Genomic DNA, 16,834 nt, shown 5'->3' with positions numbered 1-16,834 from the left:
GCCGCAGCGGCGTGCCGTTGTCCAGCGCCGCGGCGAGCGCCGCGCTCGAGCCGCCCGCCGCCGCGGCCGAGGCGTTCAGCTGCGGCTGCTCGAACGTCGCAGGGATGTTCAGGAAGCCCCACTGGCTCGGCGGCCAGATGATCACGAACGCCCGGCCGAGGACGGCGCTTTCCGGTATCGTTCCGCCGCCAGGGTCGCCCATGTGACCGCGCGAGTCGTCGGACACGAAGCGGTGATCGCCCATCACCCAGAGCCTGCCCGGCGGCACGGTGATGTTGAACCGGAGGGTGGACGGGACGTTGCCCGGGTACAGATAGGACGTCTCGTTGAGCGGGACGCCGTTGACCGTCACCTGGCCCTTGGCGTTGCAGCAGGCCACATGGTCGCCAGGCAGGCCGATGACACGCTTGATGTAGATGTTCGAGTCATGGCTGACGCCGACGATGCCCTCGAGGTCGCTCCAGAACCTGCTGAGGAGGCTGGGGTTGCCCGACGGCCCGGGGTCCCACGAGCCGTCTCCGTCGAACACGATGATGTCGCCGCGGTGGATGTCACGGAAGTGGTAGACGAGCTTGTTGACCAGGACGCGGTCCCCGATCTCGAGCGTGTTCTCCATCGACGCGGACGGAATGTAGAAGGCCTGGATCGCGTACGTCTTGATCACGAGCGCGAGCACGAGCGCGACGACGATGAGGACCGGGAGCTCGCGCCAGAAGCTGCGCCGCTTCCGGGGGCGCCTGTGGCTGGGCTTGCGGCCCCGCTGCTGCCCCGCGCCGTCGCCAGGCCCGGCGCCGTCGCCCGGCGTGGTGCCGTCGCCCGGCCTTGTGCCGTCGCCCGGCCTTGTACCGGCGCCGTCGCCCAGCCTGGTGCCGTCGGCGGCCGGCGGGCGGAACGTTCCCGCTGGCGGCCGCGCCTGCCCGGCTGCGGGCTCGGTGCCGGGCCGTCGGCCTAGGCCGGGTGATCCGCCCGGCCCGGCCGGACCGCCCGGCCCGGCCGGTCTGCCAGGTCCGGATGGCCCGCGCTGGCCGGTCGCGCCCAGCCCAGGGAGCACCTGAGTGTCCTCCAGCTCAGGCACGGGCTCGGCGGGCTCCCAAGGCGGCGACCCGAAGCCGTCCCGCGAGCCAGAACCGCTCATCCGTGCTCCCCCTGTTCCCTCACGCCAGGCCCGCCATCGTCGCTCATCACGTCGAGCGTATCGCCACTCGTGTGGCGGATGAACGCTCGCATTCCGGGCCCGCGGCCAGCTGCGGCCAGCGTGCGCGGGTCCAGGCGCGGATAACTCCGGGCGCCGGCGGTGTGGCCTTACCTGGGCCCGCGGCGTCGCCGCCGGCGCCAGCACACGATGCCAGCCGCGAGGGCCGCGGAACCGCCGCCGACCGCGGGCGCCGCCGGGGCGGCCGCGGCCGCCGCCCGCAGCCCCGCCTGCTGGAACGTCGCGGGAATAGGCAGCACGGCCAGCCGCGAGAGCGGCCAGATGACCACGAACGCCCTGCCGACGACGGCGCTTTCCGGGATGGTTCCCTCGCCGGGGTCGTCCATGCGGTAACGGGAGTCGTCCGAGTCCGCCCGGTTGTCGCCCATCACCCACAGCCGGCCGGGCGGCACGGTGATGCTGAACGGAACCTGGGACGGCGCGTCCCCCGGATAGATGTAGGACTGCTCGTTCAGCGGGACGCCGTTGACCGTCACCCGGCCCTGCGCGTCGCAGCAGGCTACGTGGTCGCCGGGCAGGCCGATCACGCGCTTGATGTAGTCGGTTCCCGGGGCGGAGATCCCGACCAGGTTCGTCACGTCGTGCCAGAGGCGGACCAGCGGGTCGCTGGACGGCGGCGGAGCCGGCGGGTCCCAGGATCCCTGCCCGCTGAACACCACGATGTCGCCGCGCGCGATCGGCCGGAAGTGGTAGATGAGCTTGTTCACCAGGACCCGGTCACCGGGCACCAGGGTGTTCTCCATCGACCCGGAGGGAATGGAGAACACCTGGACGACGAACGCCTTGAGCAGGACCGTCAGGACAAGCGCCGCCACGACGATGACGGCCAGTTCGCGCCAGAAGGGGCGCTGCCGCTTGCCGCGCTTGCGTGCCCGTCTCTTGGCGGGCTGCCCGGGCGCCGACTGCGCCGGCTCCCGCCCGGGGTCGTCGGACTGGGCAGCCTCCACCGCCGCGCCATGCCCGGCCGCATCTTCCTGCTTGTCCGCGCACTGGGGGTCAGGCGCGCCTTCTGAGCGTGGCCACCCCGGGTCAGAGGCCATCTGCGTTCAGCCTGGCGGCCGGTCAGCCAGCGCTGTTGTCCCGGCGCTCCTTGATGCGGGCGGCCTTCCCGCGCAAGTCACGCAGGTAATACAGCTTGGCCCGGCGGACACGGCCACGGGTCACCGGCTCGATCTTCTCGATCGATGGGCTGTGCACAGGGAAGGTGCGCTCGACGCCCACGCCGTAGCTCACCTTGCGCACGGTGAACGTCTCCCGCACGCCACCGCCCTGGCGCCGAATGACGACACCCTGGAACACCTGGATGCGGGAGCGGTTGCCTTCCTTCACCCGGACGTGCACCTTGATGGTGTCACCAGGACGGAAGTCCGGGACGTCGTCCCGGATCTGGGCCTGCTCGAGCTCGGCGATCGCGGTATGCATGGTGGATGTTTCCTCAGTCCTGGTCGGATGTGCGCACCAGCGCACCCCCGGGGTGTAAGCCTGCTTGCGCCAGGGAAACACCCCGGCAGAGTCAACGCCCGAACGGGCAGCGCACTTCAGTGTGCCATATTTTCGCCGTCAACCGGAAAGCCTGCCTCGATGAGCACCGTCCGGTCACGGGCGTCCAGCCCGCCCGGTGCCGCGGCGAGGCGGCGGATCAGGTCGGGCCTGGTGGCCGCGGTGCGGCGGAGCGCCTCGTCGCGCTGCCACCGTGCTATCGCCGCGTGGTCACCTGACAGCAGGACGTGCGGGACCTCCTGTCCGCGCCAGGACCGCGGCCTCGTGTAGACCGGCCCCTCGAGCAGACCCTGCATCGCACCGCGGCCACCGCCGAAGGAGTCGTCGGCGACCGACTGCTCGTTGCCGAGCACGCCGGGCAGCAGGCGGCAGACCGCCTCCACGATCACGACGACGGCGGCCTCGCCCCCTGCGAGCACGTAGTCGCCGATGCTTATCTCATCGACGGCCATGCGCGTCCTGGCGTCGCGAACGACCCGCCCGTCGATGCCCTCATACCGGCCGCAGGCGAACACCAGGTGCCGTTGCGCCGCGTAGTCCGCGGCGATGGCCTGGGTGAACGGCATTCCGCTCGGCGTCGGCACCACGAGCCTCGGCGCCGCCGCGGGCTGCCCGGCTGCCGCGTCGGCGAGCACGGCGTCGAGCGCCGCCCCCCACACGTCGGGCTTCATGACCATACCCGGGCCACCGCCGAAGGGCGTGTCGTCGACCGTATGGTGCACGTCGGTCGCCCATCGCCGCAGGTCGTGGACGCGGAAATCGATGTCTCCGCGCGCCCCTGCCTTGCCGATCAGCGATACCCCGAGCGGGCCGGCGCCGCCGGATGCGCCGTCCGCCTGCCCCGCTTGCCCCGCTTGCCCCGGGCGCCCCGGGCGCCCCGGACCGAAGTAGTCCGGGAAGATCGTGATGATGTCAACGCGCACGGTAACCCTTAGCGGGCTTCTTCGGGGTTGAGCAGGCCAGGAGGCGGGTCGATGACCACCACGCCAGCCACCACGTCGACCTCGGTGACGATCGCCTTGACGAACGGCACCAAGATCTCCCCCGGTGTGCCGCCGACGGCGGCGCCGGCGGCATCGGGGGCATCAGGGGCATCGGACCCGGCGAGCGGCTGGATCGCCAGCAGGTCCTGTCCGTGGTGGAGCACGTCCGCGACGACACCGACCACTCGGCCGTCCGCGGTGCGGACGGAAAGCCCGACGAGGTCGTGGTCGCGGAACTCGTCCGGATCATCCAGCTCGGCGAGCGTGCCGGAATCGACACTCAGCCAGGTGCCGCGCAGCAGGGCCGCCGCGTCGCGGTCCCTGACGCCGGCGAACCTGACGATGAGCGCGCCCGACTGCCAGCGCATGGCCGCCACGGTCAGCGAACTGACGTCGGCGCGGTCGGTGTCCAGCCGCGAGCCCACGGCGAACCGCAGGTCGGGGTCATCGGTCCGGACACCCACCACGACGTCACCCCGGATCCCGTGCGGGCGGCCGACCCTGCCGACGGTGACCTGCATGGACCGTCAGCGGACCTCGCCGGTCTCCAGCAGGTCGATCCGGACGTGCCGGTTCCCCGCCAGGGACCCGATCACGGTCCGCAGCGCCCGGGCGGTGCGCCCGCCCCTGCCGATGACCTTCCCGAGGTCGTCCGGGTGTACGCGAACCTCAAGGACGTTGCCACGGCGCATCATGCGGCTGGCGACATGGACGTCGTCGGGGTGCGAGACGATTCCCCTGACCAGGTGCTCGAGGGCCTCCTCAAGCACCTCAGGCTCCGGTGCCGCCGTCGGCAGCCTCGCCCTCGGCGGCCTTGGCCTCAGCGGGCGCGTCCTCATTTTCCTGCCGGCGCGAACCAGCAGGAGATTCCTGCCGGCGCGGACCAGCCGGCTTCGACGCGGCCGTCCTGGCTGGCTTGGCGGCCGTCTTGGTCTCCTTCGCCGCCAGGCTTTCCTTCACGAGCGTGTCGTAGCGTTCCTTCTTGGCCGCCTTGGGCTCGGCGGTCTTCAGTGTGCCCTCGGCGCCTGGCAGGCCCTTGAACTTCTGCCAGTCGCCGGTGATGGTGAGCAGGTGGCGCACCGGGTCGGTCGGCTGCGCGCCAACCCCGAGCCAGTGCTGGACGCGCGCCGAGTCAACCTCGATGACCGACGGGTCCGCCTTGGGGTGATACTTGCCGATCTCCTCGATGGCGCGCCCATCCCGCTTGGTGCGCGCGTCGGCGACGACGATCCGGTAGTACGGTTCCCGGATCTTTCCCAGGCGCTTTAGCTTGATCTTGACAGCCACGACTGTGGTCTTCTCCCAGCAAGTAGGTACGTGCGTCGGACACCTGCCAGCGGGGAACGGCCGACGGGTCCGAGCGGATGGGGCCAGGCCGGGCGGACGAGGAGAGGGCGCCGCGCGGCCAGGTTTCGCCGCCCATTGTGCCAGAGACAAGCGCCCAACGGGTAATCATGGAACCTCCGGTGGCGCCCGGCGTCAGCGCCCGGCTCAGTCTCGTCAGATGAAACAGTTACATAACGTGCGTTGACTTCGCCTGCGCTCGCTCGTAGCGTTTGCCTACAATTGTTAACAATCAAACGCACATCCGTTCGCAGAGCGGACAGACTGCAGGCGCGGCCTGGCCTGGAGAACGCGCCGCAACTGGCGCAGCCGACTGACCGCATGGCGGTGACGCCTGAACGTCACGCGCAGTCCTGTCCGATCCGGGACAGAGTACGGCGCTTATCCCCACCCGTAGCGCTCCTGTGCCCGGGCTTACCTGCGCGAACCTAGGCAACAGGGACGTAGAAGCACTTTAGGGATTGGAGTGATGTTAGCCTCAAGGCGCCTGCAGACGGATACAAGCCTGCGAGCAATCACCGTACGCCACGTCACGGTTCCTTTGGGGCCGCGGCGGGCCGACTCTGCGCGGCCGGTGGCGGAACGGGGCCAAGTCCATTGAAGCGGACATCACCTGGAGTGGTCACGCGCCGCACCTGGCGCGCCCCTATAAACGCGCAGCACCTGGCGCACCCATGAAGGAGATCCAAGACCATGACTGACCAGACTGCTCAGCCCGCCAGCCCGGCCCCAGGGACGCCGGCTGGGGGCGTCTCCCGGCGCGGCCTGTTCCGCGCGGCCGGCGTCGGCGCGGCCGTCGTGGGGGGCGGCAGCCTTCTCGAAGCCTGCAGCTCGAGCATCAAGGGCGCTTCGAGCACCAAGACCACGACCAAGGAAATCACGATCGGCTGGATTCACCCGCTCACCGGCTCGCTCGCCGGCTTCGGCTACCCGGACCACTGGGTCATCGAGCAGGTGACGGCGACCTCTCAGTACAAGAACGGGTTCAAGATCGGGGGGTCGACCTACAAGGTCAACATCCTCTCCTACGACACGCAGTCGAGCGTGACCAGGGCGGGCACGCTGGCCAAGCAGGCGATCCAGGTCGACAACGTGGACCTGCTGTTCGCGTCGTCCACGCCGGAAACGGTGAACGCGGTGTCCAGCGAGGCCGAGACCCTGGGTACCCCGCTGGTGTGCGCGAACATCCCGTGGGAGTCGTGGTACATCAACCTCGGCGGCAACCCGGCCAAGCCGACGCTCAAGCCCAAGTACGTGGTCATGTACTTCCTCGGCGCCGAGCACCTGGCCAAGTGCTTTATCCCGATGTGGAACAGGATCGGCGCCAAGTACGGCAACGACCACATCGTCGCCGCGGCCTTCCCCAACGACTCCGACGGCAACGCGTTCCGCGCGGTGTTCCCGCCGATCCTCAAGGCCGCCGGCTACACGATCGACATGTCGGTGGCGTACCCCGACGGGCTCACCAACTACACGTCGATGATCACCCAGTTCAAGAACGCCAAGGCCGACTTCTTCACCAACGTCCCGCTGCCGCCGGACTTCGCCACGATGTGGAAGCAGTCCCTGCAGCAGGACTTCCGGCCGAAGCTCGCCACGGTGGCCAAGGTGCTGCTGTTCCCCACCGACGCCTACGCGATGGGCTCGGAGGTCTACAACGTAGCCACCGACAGCTGGTGGGTGCCGTCGCTGCCGTGGACCTCCTCCTTCACCGGGCAGACCTGCGAGCAGCTTGCGGCCCTGTTCACCGCGGACGGCCTGGGCCAGCCGAACGCCAACATCAGCAACTACACCCTCTTCGAGATCGCCTACGCCGCGATGCAATTGGTCAACGACCCGCACAACCACGATGAAGTCGCCGCGGCGATCCACAACGTGGTGATCCCCGTCGCGGTCGCCGGACCGATGGACTTCACCAGCCCCAGTAACCCCGCCCCGGGCGTGGTCATCACCCCGCCCGTCGGCATCCAGTGGCAGAAGGGCACCACGTACCCGCTGGAGGCCGTGGTCGTCGACAACACGCTGCAGCCCCTGGCGAAGATCACCGGCAACCTGTACCCGACCTTCGCGTGAGCGCCGGCCGGCCCTGCCAACAGGGAAACGATGACCATCTCATTGCTTGAGCTCGACCACGTGACCAAGCGGTTCGGCCGCGTCATCATCGCGGAAGACCTGTCATTCTCGGTCGGCTCAGGGGACACGGTCGGGATCGTGGGGCCGAACGGCGCCGGGAAGACCAGCCTGTTCGGCCTCATCTCCGGCGACCTGGCCCCCGGCGCCGGCGAGGTCAGGTTCGCCGGCCGTGCGATCACCCGGCTGGACGCATCCGCCCGGTGCCGCCTTGGCATCGGGCGGACCTACCAGGTGCCGCGCCCGTTCGCCGACATGACCGTCTTCGAGAACGTGCTCGTCGCCGCGCAGCAGGGCGGCGGGCTGCGGCGCAAGGCCAGCTACGCGGCGGCCGCGACCGCCCTTGAGCGCACCGGCATAGCCGACGAGGCGAACCAGCCGGCCGCCCGGCTCGGCCTGCTGCAGCGCAAGCGGCTTGAGGTCGCCCGTGCCGTCGCGACACGGCCGACGCTGCTGCTGCTTGACGAGGTCGCGGGCGGCCTCACCGACCCGGAAGTGGCCGTGCTCGTCGAGATCGTCCGCGGCATCAACGCCGAGGGCATCACGGTGATCTGGATCGAGCACGTGGTCCGCGCGCTCACGTCCCTGGTCAGCCGCATGCTGTGCCTGTACGGGGGGCAGTTCGTCGGGGACGGCGACCCGGCCAGCGTGCTGGCCAACCCCCGGGTCCGCGAGGTCTACTTGGGGGGCGACATCAGCACGTCGGCAGTGACGGAAACGCTGGACCGGGAAGACACCACCCCATGAGCGAGGCAGTCAGCGGCACACGGCAAGGCAGCGACGGCCCGCTGCTTGACGTGCAGGACCTCGTCGTCCACCACGGCCAGCTGCGGGCGCTGTCCGGCATCTCGCTGCGAGTATTCCCCGGCGAGGTGTACGCGATCATCGGAGCCAACGGCGCGGGCAAGTCGACGCTGCTGCGCACGATCGCGGGGCTGCACCACCCGACCGCGGGGTCGATCGTCTACGACGGCAGGGACGTGACCGGGCTGCGGCCAGAAAGGCGCGCCACCGCCGGGATCGTCATGGTCCCCGAGAACCGCCGCCTGTTCCCTTCGCTGACGGTGGAGGAGAACCTGAAGGTTGGCGCGACCTACGCGCGCAGCGGCCCGTGGACCATCGACAAGGTCTACGACCTGTTCCCCTGGATGACCGAGCGGCGCGGCCAGCGAGCCGTGCAGCTGTCCGGCGGCGAGCAGCAGTCGGTCGCCATCGGCCGGGCCCTGGTCGCGAACCCGCGGATGCTGCTGCTCGACGAGCTCTCCCTCGGCCTGGCGCCGGTCATTGTCCAGCGCATCTACGGCATGCTGCCGCAGATCCTGCAATCCGGCGTGACCGTCCTGCTTGTCGAGCAGGACGTGAGCCAGGCGATGCGGGTGGCGACCAACCTGCAGTGCCTGCTCGAGGGCCACACCACGCTGGAAGGCAAGCCGTCCGACGTCACCGCCGCGCAGGTGGAAGCGGCGTATTTCGGCACGGCCGGTGCGGTAGCCGGCCAGCCCGGCGATGGGAGCGAAGCCTGATGGCCTGGGTCAACGCCGTCATCCAGGGCATCTTGACCGGCGGCCTGTACGCGCTGTTCGCGTGCGGGCTGTCGCTGATGTTCGGCGTCATGAAGGTGGTGAACCTCGCGCACGGCGACCTGGCGACGGTCGCCGGCTACGTCGGCATCGGGGTCATCGCGGCGACGCACATGCCGTTCCTGTGGTCGGTCCCGATCGTCGTGCTCGTGATGGCCGGGCTCGGCTATGTGCTGCAGCGCACGCTTATCCAGGCGGCGCTTGACCGCGGCGTGCTCACCACGCTTATCGTCACGTTCGGGCTGTCGATGGTCATCGAGAATGGCCTGCTGCAGTTCTTCACCGCCGACGAACGTGGCGTCGGAGTCAACCAGGGCATCGTCACCGCCTCGTTCTCGATTGGCTCGCAGATCACGATCGCCTGGCTCTACGTGGTCATCTTCGTGCTGGCCGTCGTGGTGCTGCTCGGGCTGCAGTACTACCTGTCATCGACCAAGTACGGCCGGCTGATCCGCGCGGTCGCCGACGACAGGGAAGCAGCGCAGCTATCGGGCGCGGACTACCGGCACGTGTTCGGCATCGCGGCGGCGATCGCGTTCGGCACGGTGGCGCTGGCGGGCCTGTCGTACGGCATGACAACCGTGATCGACCCCACGACGGGCACCGATACGATCCTGCTGTTCGCGTTCGCCGCCGTGGTGATCGGCGGGCTCGGCTCGCTGTGGGGCACGCTGGCCGGCGGCATCATACTCGGCATCGCCCAGCAGATCGCCGCGCAGATCAACATCTCCGACGAGCTGCTCGGCGGCTATCTCATCTTCCTCATCGTGCTGATCGTGAGGCCGCAGGGGCTTATCGCGGGGAGGTCGCAGTCGTGAGCACTGTGGCAGACGCCACCGTCCGTTCGGGAGGAGACGTCCGGGTCACCCGCTCGCGCAGGAACGTGGCCTGGACCGGCATCGGCGCGCTGATCGTCATCGTGGTCTTCGCGCTCTTGCCGTACATCGTCTACGCGGGCACCACCGCGATCCTGGGAGAGGCGTTCATCGTGCTGACCCTGGCCAGCATGTGGAATCTGCTGGCCGGCTACGCGGGGCTTGTCTCGGTCGGGCAGCAGGCGTTCCTGGGGCTCGGCGCGTACTTCGTGCTCATCCCGGCGATGCACGGGCTGTCGCCGTTCGCGGCGCTGCCCATCGGGGCCGTCTGCGCCGGGGTCGTGGCGGTTCCGCTGTGGTGGCTGGTGTCGCGGCTGCGGACCGGGTACTTCGCGATCGCCACCTGGGTGCTCGCGACCGCCGTCATGCTGTTCGTCGAGCGGTTCCAGTCGATCGGCGGCGGAACCGGCATGCCGCTGCCCGGGCTGGCCTGGTCCAACACCGCGCTGCTTTCCGCCGCCACGTACTGGGCCGGGCTCGCGGTCACGGTGCTGGCCATCGGCGCTGTGTATGTCCTGCTCCGCAGCAGGCTCGGCCTGGTGCTCACCGCGATCCGCGACGACGAGACGGCCGCGCGCAGCTCCGGCGCGCGGGTGGGGCTGGCGCGGATGCTGGTCTTCGTCGTGGCCGCGATCGGCTGCGGCGCGGCCGGCGGGGTACTGGCCATCCAGCAGCTCCAGGTGGTGCCCGACACCTCGGGTGGCGTCTTCAGCGTGGTCTGGACGGCCGAGATGGCGTTCGCGGTGATCATCGGCGGCCTCGGCACCATCGAGGGCCCGATCGTCGGGACGATCGTCTACATGGTGCTTGAGCAGACGCTGCAGTCCTACAACGCCTGGTACCTGATCATCTTGGGCCTGGTGGCGATCGCGATCACGCTGTTCGCGCGGCGCGGCCTGTGGGGCCTGCTCGACGAGAAGTTCAGCATCCGGCTGTTCCCCGTGGGCTACTACCTGTGGGCGCCCGGCGAAGCACGACGCTGGCGCATCCGCTCCAGGTCCGCCGGCGGCCGGGCCAAGGCGGGCATCGGCAGCTAGCCGGGCAGGGGGCGCTTTCAGCAGGCCCGAGGGGGCTTCATCGTTCCCGCGCCCTGCCGCCGGACGGAGGCTGATCGTCCCGGCATGGCGGGCGATAAGCCTCTGCTGGCCGCCAGCGGGCCCTGGCACCGTGGAAGAAGGGGCAGGAAGGAGCTGAGCGATGACCGGGCAGGAGCAGCGGATCGTGGTGGGCGTCGACGGGTCGGACTCGTCCAAGGCGGCGCTGCGCTGGGCGATTCGCCAGGCGAAGCTGACTGGCGCCAGCGTGGACGCGGTGACCGCCTGGCGGTACCCATCCGGGTACGGCTGGGCGGCTGTGTCCGACGGCGCGATCGACTTCGAGGGCGACGCGAAGAAGACCCTCGCCGAGGCGCTCGCCGAGGTAAGCGGCCTTGACCCTGACGTCGCCGTCCGGCCGCTTGTCAGCGAGGGACACGCCGCCGACGTGCTGCTGCACGCGGCCGCGGGAGCGGACCTGCTGGTCGTGGGCAGCCGCGGGCACGGCGGGTTCGCGTCCGCGCTTGTGGGCTCGGTCAGCCTGTACTGCGTGCTGCACGCGCACTGCCCCGTCCTGGTCCTGCGGGATGCCCGCGACGGAACAGGGACGCCCGGCCGGCCCGCCGCGCGGTAGGGAAGCGACCGCCCCGGACGCCCGGTGACAAGGGTGGACGCCGGGGACGGCGCGCATCGGGTCACGGCGGGCGCCGCGATGTGTGCGTGGGCGGGACAATGAAAGGGTGCTGCTGGCAGAACTGGCCGAAGTCTCCCGCGCCGTCGCCGCCACCCGTGCCCGGCTGGCCAAGATCGAGGCGCTCGCGACCGCGTTGCGATCCGCGGCGCCGCGCGAGGCGCCGCTGGCCGTGGCCTACCTGTCGGGAGAGCTGCCGCAGCGGCAGATCGGCGTCGGCTGGGCCGCCCTGCGCGACGCACCGCCGCCGGCCGCTGAGCCGTCGCTGACGCTGACCGACGTCGACGAGGCGTTCACCCGGATCGGGGCGCTGTCCGGCCCGGGCTCGGCCGCCGCCCGCAGGGAACTGACGGGCGGACTGCTGCGCGCCGCGACCGAATCCGAGCAGTACTTTCTTGTCCGGCTGCTCTCCGGTGAACTCCGGCAGGGCGCGCTCGACGGGGTGATGACCGAGGCGGTGGCGCGCGCGGCCGCGGTCCCGGTCGCTCAGGTGCGGCGCGCGGTGATGCTGCGCGGATCGCTGCCCGCGGTCGCCGGGGCCGCGCTGACCGGCGGGAGCCAGGCGCTAGCCGGGTTCGGCCTGCTGGTCGGGCAGCCGCTCAAGCCGATGCTCGCCGCGAGCGCGCCGTCCATCGCCGATGCCCTCGCCAAGATCGCCGCCGGGGCGGGCGAAGACGGGGACGGCAAGGGGGACGCCGCGGCGGCGCGGGCGGCAGTGGAGTGGAAGCTCGACGGCATCCGGATCCAGGCGCACGTCGCCGACGGCGAGGTGCGGCTGTTCACCCGGACGCTCGACGACATCACCGCCCGGCTCCCCGAGGTGGCGGCGACGCTGGGCAAGCTGCCGGTGCGCAGCGCCGTGTTCGACGGGGAGCTGATCGCGCTGCGCGCCGACGGCAGGCCGCTGCCGTTCCAGGACACCGCGGCGCGGGCGGCGAGCGAGGCCGCGCCGCCCGATTCGGTACCGCTGTCGGTGTTCCTGTTCGACGTGCTGCACCTGAACGGCGACGACCTGATCGACCTCCCGGACGAGCGGCGGCACGCCGCGCTCGCTGGCGTCGTCCCGCCCGAACTGCTGATGCCGCGCCTCGTGACGGATTCCGCCGGCGAGGCCACGGCGTTCTTCCGCGACGCGCTCGCGCACGGGCACGAGGGCGTCGTGGTCAAGTCGCTGTCCGCGCCCTACGCGGCGGGCCGGCGCGGCGCCGGATGGATCAAGGTCAAGCCCAGGCACACGCTCGACCTCGTGGTTCTCGCCGTCGAGTGGGGCCATGGCCGCCGGCGCGGATGGCTGTCGAACCTGCACCTCGGCGCCCGCGACCCGCGAACCGGGGGATGGGTGATGCTCGGCAAGACGTTCAAGGGCCTGACCGATGAGCTGCTCACCTGGCAGACATCGCGGCTGCTCGAACTGGAAGACCACCGCGACGACTGGACCGTGTACGTCCGGCCCGAACTCGTCGTGGAGATAGCGTTCGACGGCGTGCAGCGCAGCCCGCGCTACCCCGGTGGGGTCGCGCTCCGCTTCGCGCGGGTGCTGCGCTATCGGGAGGACAAGCCCGCCGCCGAGGCGGACACGATCGAGATGGTCCGCGCGCTGGCCAGCGGGGAGTTACTTCTTCTTGCGGCGCTTGCCGAAGGCGGCCGGGACGTTTCCCTGCTGCGGCGCGCCAGGCATCGGGGGCAGCGCGGACGGGCCGCCGCGAAAGCCCGTGAAGCCATTGCCGCCCAGGCCGCCCGCACCGCCGGAGGCCTGGGCGTCGCGCAGCATTTCGGCGAGCTCGTCCATCGAGGCCGGCGTGCCCGCGGCGGCAGCCGGGGCACCTGCGGCGGGCGAACCCGCGCTGTTCGCACCGCGGCCGCCCGGGGCACCTCCAGTCCGGGCGGCGGCAGCAGCGGCGGCGGCGCTCCCGGCCTGGCCGGCCAGCGCCTTGCGGGGGTCGCCGCTCTTGCGCCTGCCCTTTTTCGCCTTCGCCGTGGCCCTGGCGGACCTGCGCCCGCCGCCCGTCAGCGCGCTCATGCCTGGCACGGCGCCCATCATCGCGCGCATCTGCTTCTGGCCTTCGAAGAAGTTCGTGATGAGCTGGGATACCTCGCCGACCGCGACACCCGACCCGTTCGCGATCCGCAGCCGCCGCGAGCCGTTGATGATCTTCGGGTTGCGCCGCTCTTCTGGGGTCATCGAGCGCACGATGGCCTCGGCCCGGTCCAGGTCCTTGTCGTTGACCTGGGACAGCAGCTCCTTGTTCCGGCCGGCGCCTGGCATCATGCCGAGCAGGTTCTGGATCGGCCCGAGCTTGCGGAGCATGGCGAGCTGCTCGATGAAGTCCTCGAGCGTGAACCCGTCGCCGGACATCAGCCGGGACGCCATCGACGCCGCCTGGTCGGCGTCGAACGCCTTCTCGGCCTGCTCGATCAGGCTGAGCACGTCGCCCATGTCCAGGATGCGGGAGGCCATCCGGTCCGGGTGGAACATGTCGAAGTCGGACAGCTTCTCGCCGGTGGAGGCGAACATGATCGGCTTGCCGGTCAGCGCGGTGATCGACAGCGCCGCGCCACCGCGGGCGTCGCCGTCCAGCTTGGTGAGCACCACCCCGTCGTAGCCGACGCCGTCCAGGAACGCCTGCGCGGTGGCCACCGCGTCCTGGCCGATCATCGCGTCGACGACGAACAGCACCTCGTCGGGTTCGACGGCATCCCTGATCGCGCGCGCCTGCGCCATCAGCTGCGCGTCAATGCCCAGCCGCCCGGCGGTGTCGATGATCACCATGTTGTGCTGGGTGCGCCTGGCCTCGTCCAGGGACTGCCGCGCGACCGCTACCGGGTCGCCGGCGCCGTTTCCCGGCGACGGCGCGTATACCGGCACGCCCGCGCGGGATCCGAGCACCTGAAGCTGCTGCACCGCGTTCGGCCGCTGCAGGTCGGCGGCGACGAGCAGCGGCGTGTTGCCCTGCTCCTTCAGCCACAGCGCGAGCTTGGCCGCCAGCATCGTCTTGCCGGAACCCTGCAGGCCGGTGAGGATGATCACGGTCGGGGAGACCTTGGCGAACCGCAGCCGCCGCGCCTCGCCGCCGAGGATCTCGATCAGCTCCTCGTGGACGATCTTGATGACCTGCTGCGCGGGGTTGAGCGCGGCGGACACCTCCGCGCCGCTGGCGCGTTCCTTCACCCGCGCGATGAACTGCCTGACCACGGGCAGCGCGACATCGGCTTCCAGCAGGGCGATGCGTATCTCGCGCGCGGTCGCGTCGATGTCGGCGGCGGACAGCCGCCCCTTGCCGCGCAGTTGCGAGAAGACCTGGGTCAGCCGGTCAGAGAGCGTCTCAAACACGCTTCCAGGCTACCGGTCCGTTCGGGCTGAGGTCGTTCGTACTTATCCCGAACGGACGCATCCGGCTGTTCCGACTCCGCCACAACGCGTTCGGGCGGCGACGGCTAGGGCAACTGCGAGGCGATCCACTCATCGAACGCTGGGCTGGACTCCACGCTGGCGATCAGGGCGTAGCGGGTATGGGTTCCCGCGTGGCAGCCGCTTTCGTGGCGGGGTTCACCAGGTTGTTGTTGTCCTGGTGCGTGCCCCAGCGGCATTCACGCAGCGTGTTGGGCTTCATGCGAAGCAACTGGACGCGGCCGTAGCGGGCGCCCATCGAATCCGGCCAACTCGTGATCGTCGGGCACTTGTCCGCGTTCGGTGTGGGCACGCACTCGAGCTCTTCGCCGCCGGCCTCCCTGGCGCCGACCATCTCGATCTTGCCAGTCGGCGAGGTGATGGGGGCGAAGTAGGTAAAGGGATCGCTCTTATACGTGGTGTATTCGAGGCTCTCCCACTCCGGCGCGGGGATCTGCGGGCCGCCATACCGCCGGAGCACCACGTGCCCGTTGCCCGACTCGACCAGCGGGCACCGGTAGTGCGAGGTCCGCGCGGGCGCGGCAAATGGCGCCTTCCGCACCCCTGTCAGGCGCAATGCGTGCTTGGTGTGTTCATTCTTCAGCAAGTCGGCAATCATGCGCGAACGCTACGATTTTCGCCTCGTGACTTTCTGAGAAAAACGTTAGAGTCTCTCCTATTACGCCGGGGCCATGACCGCGATCGGCGACATTTCGCGAGGAGAAGCCTCCCGGGAAATTCCGCCGAGACCGTCCGCCCCCCCGCTCAGGGATCGCTGGGGCGGGCCGCGTCCTGTGGGGATAACGAAGCGGTGAGCGCGGCGAGCACCGCGGCAACGGTGCCGCGCCGCAGGTCAGGGTCGGTGAGCAGGCCGCCAGCGGAATCGGTGACGTAAAACACGTCGACGGCCTCAGCGCCCAGCGTCTCCACCCGCGCCGCCTGCACGTTGAGCCCGCACTCACCGAGCGCCCGGCCGATCCGCCACAGCAGCCCAGGCTCGTCATGGGCGCGTACTTCGACCACGGTCGCGCTGCGCGAGGCGCCGTCGACCAGCGTGACCTTGGGTGGCGGCGCGGCGGCGCTGGCCGGGCGCGCGGCGCGCGCGCGCCGCTCCAGGCGGTCCTCGACGTCCAGGCGGCCCTCGAGCATGCGGCGCAGGTCCGCCGCGACCAGCGTGGCGTCCGGCGGGTCGCCGTACTCGGGCGCGACGCTGAAGACGGTGACCGCCGTGTCGCCGACCGACCGCGCGTTCGCGCCCCGCACCGCGAGCCGGTGCGAGGCCAGCACGCCGGCGGCGCGCCACAGCAGTCCTGGCCGGTCGAGCGCGACCACGGTGACCTCGTTGCCCGCCACGATCGCGGCCGGCCCCCCGCCGGCGACCAGCGCGAGCTGGTCCGCGCGCAGCGGGGCCGGCTCCGGGGTGGGCTCGCCGTCGAGCACCGCCGACACGCGCCGCACCAGGTCGGCGACCAGCGCCGCCTTCCAGTCGTTCCACGCCGCGGGCCCGGTCGCCAGCCCGTCCGCCTGCGAGAGCGCGTGCAGCAGCTCAAGCAGCAGCCTGCTGCCCAAGGTGGTGGCGACGTGCTGCACGGTCACCGGGTCGTCGAGGTCGCGGCGGGTCGCCACCACGGGAAGCAGCAGGTGGTACCTGACGGCCGCGGCGACAAGCTCGGAGTCGGCCTCGGTCAGCCCCATGCGGCGGGCGACGTCGCGGGCCACCACCTCGCCGGAGACGCTGTGGTCGCCGGGCCAGCCCTTGCCGATGTCATGCAGCAGCGCGGCAAGCAGCAGCAAGTCGGGACGGGCCACGTCGCGGGTGAGCGCGGCGGCGTTCACCGCGCACTCCACCAGGTGCCTGTCCACGGTGAAACGGTGCAGCGGGTTGCGCTGCGGCCGGTTGCGCACCCGCTCCCAGTCCGGGATCAGCGCGGTGAGCAGGCCTTCCTGGTCCAGCGCCTCCCAGACGCCGATCGCGTTCGGCCCGGCGCCGAGCAGGGTCACCAGCGCGTCCCGCGCGTCGTCCGGCCACGGGACCGGCAGCGGAGGGCATTCGGCGAGCCGCGCCAGCGCCCGCGGGGCAAGCGGCAGGCCCGCCT

The 16,834-nt window shown here is 70.8% G+C and carries 15 protein-coding genes and 2 pseudogenes; 7 read left to right on the top strand and 10 right to left on the bottom strand.

Going from position 1 to position 16,834, the window contains the following annotated elements; genetic code table 11:
- From lepB (Q1N79_RS19120) to rpsP, 7 genes are all read right to left on the bottom strand, one after another.
- Nucleotides 1–1,135 (bottom strand): signal peptidase I (lepB, locus tag Q1N79_RS19120; RefSeq protein WP_367185103.1); only part of this gene is annotated, 1,135 nt, incomplete at its 3' end.
- A gap of 167 nt (nucleotides 1,136–1,302) precedes the next feature.
- Complete coding sequence (gene lepB, locus Q1N79_RS19115; protein WP_300610794.1) at nucleotides 1,303–2,253, bottom strand: signal peptidase I; 951 nt, start codon at nucleotides 2,251–2,253, stop codon at nucleotides 1,303–1,305.
- Nucleotides 2,254–2,275: 22 nt separating this feature from the next.
- A complete protein-coding gene (gene rplS / locus Q1N79_RS19110; protein ID WP_300610793.1) occupies nucleotides 2,276–2,635 on the bottom strand; it encodes a 50S ribosomal protein L19 in 360 nt (119 codons plus the stop codon).
- Nucleotides 2,636–2,751: 116 nt separating this feature from the next.
- Nucleotides 2,752–3,636 (bottom strand): tRNA (guanosine(37)-N1)-methyltransferase TrmD, encoded by an 885-nt coding sequence (gene trmD, locus Q1N79_RS19105; RefSeq protein WP_300610791.1) that lies wholly within the window; start codon nucleotides 3,634–3,636, stop codon nucleotides 2,752–2,754.
- A gap of 8 nt (nucleotides 3,637–3,644) precedes the next feature.
- Nucleotides 3,645–4,217, bottom strand: coding sequence for a ribosome maturation factor RimM (rimM, locus tag Q1N79_RS19100; RefSeq protein ID WP_300610789.1), 573 nt, complete (start codon nucleotides 4,215–4,217; stop codon nucleotides 3,645–3,647).
- 6 nt (nucleotides 4,218–4,223) lie between these two features.
- Nucleotides 4,224–4,466: an RNA-binding protein gene (locus tag Q1N79_RS19095; protein ID WP_300610788.1), complete on the bottom strand. Its 243-nt coding sequence runs from the start codon at nucleotides 4,464–4,466 to the stop codon at nucleotides 4,224–4,226.
- Between the two features lies 1 nt (nucleotide 4,467).
- Nucleotides 4,468–4,983, bottom strand: a complete 516-nt coding sequence (gene rpsP / locus Q1N79_RS19090) for a 30S ribosomal protein S16 (protein ID WP_300610787.1) — start codon at nucleotides 4,981–4,983, stop codon at nucleotides 4,468–4,470.
- Nucleotides 4,984–5,733: 750 nt separating this feature from the next.
- On the opposite strand from rpsP, the gene Q1N79_RS19085 reads away from it, so the two are divergent.
- From Q1N79_RS19085 to Q1N79_RS19055, 7 genes and pseudogenes are all read left to right on the top strand, one after another.
- The gene (locus Q1N79_RS19085) at nucleotides 5,734–7,113 is read left to right on the top strand and encodes an ABC transporter substrate-binding protein (RefSeq protein ID WP_300610786.1); all 1,380 of its coding nucleotides are present in this window, start codon (nucleotides 5,734–5,736) and stop codon (nucleotides 7,111–7,113) included.
- A 30-nt stretch (nucleotides 7,114–7,143) separates the two neighbouring features.
- Complete coding sequence (locus tag Q1N79_RS19080) at nucleotides 7,144–7,917, top strand: ABC transporter ATP-binding protein (protein ID WP_300610785.1); 774 nt, start codon at nucleotides 7,144–7,146, stop codon at nucleotides 7,915–7,917.
- Nucleotides 7,914–8,693 carry an ABC transporter ATP-binding protein gene (locus tag Q1N79_RS19075; RefSeq protein WP_300610784.1) on the top strand — a complete coding sequence of 260 codons (780 nt, stop codon included), beginning with the start codon at nucleotides 7,914–7,916 and terminating at the stop codon, nucleotides 8,691–8,693. Before Q1N79_RS19080 ends, Q1N79_RS19075 begins: the two co-directional genes overlap by 4 nt.
- Nucleotides 8,693–9,568 (top strand): branched-chain amino acid ABC transporter permease, encoded by an 876-nt coding sequence (locus tag Q1N79_RS19070; RefSeq protein ID WP_300610782.1) that lies wholly within the window; start codon nucleotides 8,693–8,695, stop codon nucleotides 9,566–9,568. Before Q1N79_RS19075 ends, Q1N79_RS19070 begins: the two co-directional genes overlap by 1 nt.
- Nucleotides 9,565–10,662, top strand: a complete 1,098-nt coding sequence (locus Q1N79_RS19065) for a branched-chain amino acid ABC transporter permease (protein ID WP_300610780.1) — start codon at nucleotides 9,565–9,567, stop codon at nucleotides 10,660–10,662. Before Q1N79_RS19070 ends, Q1N79_RS19065 begins: the two co-directional genes overlap by 4 nt.
- Before the next feature lie 160 nt (nucleotides 10,663–10,822).
- On the top strand, nucleotides 10,823–11,293 hold the full coding sequence (locus Q1N79_RS19060; protein WP_300610778.1) for a universal stress protein: 471 nt from the start codon (nucleotides 10,823–10,825) through the stop codon (nucleotides 11,291–11,293).
- Between the two features lie 82 nt (nucleotides 11,294–11,375).
- Nucleotides 11,376–12,944 (top strand): annotated as a pseudogene (locus Q1N79_RS19055) (ATP-dependent DNA ligase); the annotation flags it as partial.
- Between the two features lie 333 nt (nucleotides 12,945–13,277).
- Here the strand turns inward: Q1N79_RS19055 and ffh are convergent.
- The 3 genes and pseudogenes from ffh to Q1N79_RS19040 form a co-directional block, all read right to left on the bottom strand.
- Nucleotides 13,278–14,681: pseudogene (gene ffh, locus Q1N79_RS19050) on the bottom strand (signal recognition particle protein); the annotation flags it as partial.
- 163 nt (nucleotides 14,682–14,844) lie between these two features.
- The gene (locus Q1N79_RS19045; RefSeq protein WP_300610776.1) at nucleotides 14,845–15,345 is read right to left on the bottom strand and encodes a hypothetical protein; all 501 of its coding nucleotides are present in this window, start codon (nucleotides 15,343–15,345) and stop codon (nucleotides 14,845–14,847) included.
- Nucleotides 15,346–15,503: 158 nt separating this feature from the next.
- The coding region (locus Q1N79_RS19040; RefSeq protein WP_300610774.1) for an ACT domain-containing protein at nucleotides 15,504–16,834 on the bottom strand (1,331 nt) is incomplete at its 5' end.

The organism is Trebonia sp., assembly GCF_030042015.1.
Taxonomy (GTDB): domain Bacteria; phylum Actinomycetota; class Actinomycetes; order Streptosporangiales; family Streptosporangiaceae; genus Trebonia.
This window is presented reverse-complemented; position numbering and strand designations above follow the sequence as displayed.

What these genes read in the sequence shown, in the direction of transcription:
- Q1N79_RS19070 (WP_300610782.1), top strand. Translation starts at nt 8,693, where the DNA reads ATGGCCTGGGTCAACGCCGTCATCCAGGGCATCTTGACCGGCGGCCTG.
- Q1N79_RS19075 (WP_300610784.1), top strand. Translation starts at nt 7,914, where the DNA reads ATGAGCGAGGCAGTCAGCGGCACACGGCAAGGCAGCGACGGCCCGCTG.
- lepB (WP_300610794.1), bottom strand. Translation starts at nt 2,253, where the DNA reads ATGGCCTCTGACCCGGGGTGGCCACGCTCAGAAGGCGCGCCTGACCCC.
- rimM (WP_300610789.1), bottom strand. Translation starts at nt 4,217, where the DNA reads ATGCAGGTCACCGTCGGCAGGGTCGGCCGCCCGCACGGGATCCGGGGT.
- Q1N79_RS19080 (WP_300610785.1), top strand. Translation starts at nt 7,144, where the DNA reads ATGACCATCTCATTGCTTGAGCTCGACCACGTGACCAAGCGGTTCGGC.
- Q1N79_RS19085 (WP_300610786.1), top strand. Translation starts at nt 5,734, where the DNA reads ATGACTGACCAGACTGCTCAGCCCGCCAGCCCGGCCCCAGGGACGCCG.
- Q1N79_RS19060 (WP_300610778.1), top strand. Translation starts at nt 10,823, where the DNA reads ATGACCGGGCAGGAGCAGCGGATCGTGGTGGGCGTCGACGGGTCGGAC.
- rplS (WP_300610793.1), bottom strand. Translation starts at nt 2,635, where the DNA reads ATGCATACCGCGATCGCCGAGCTCGAGCAGGCCCAGATCCGGGACGAC.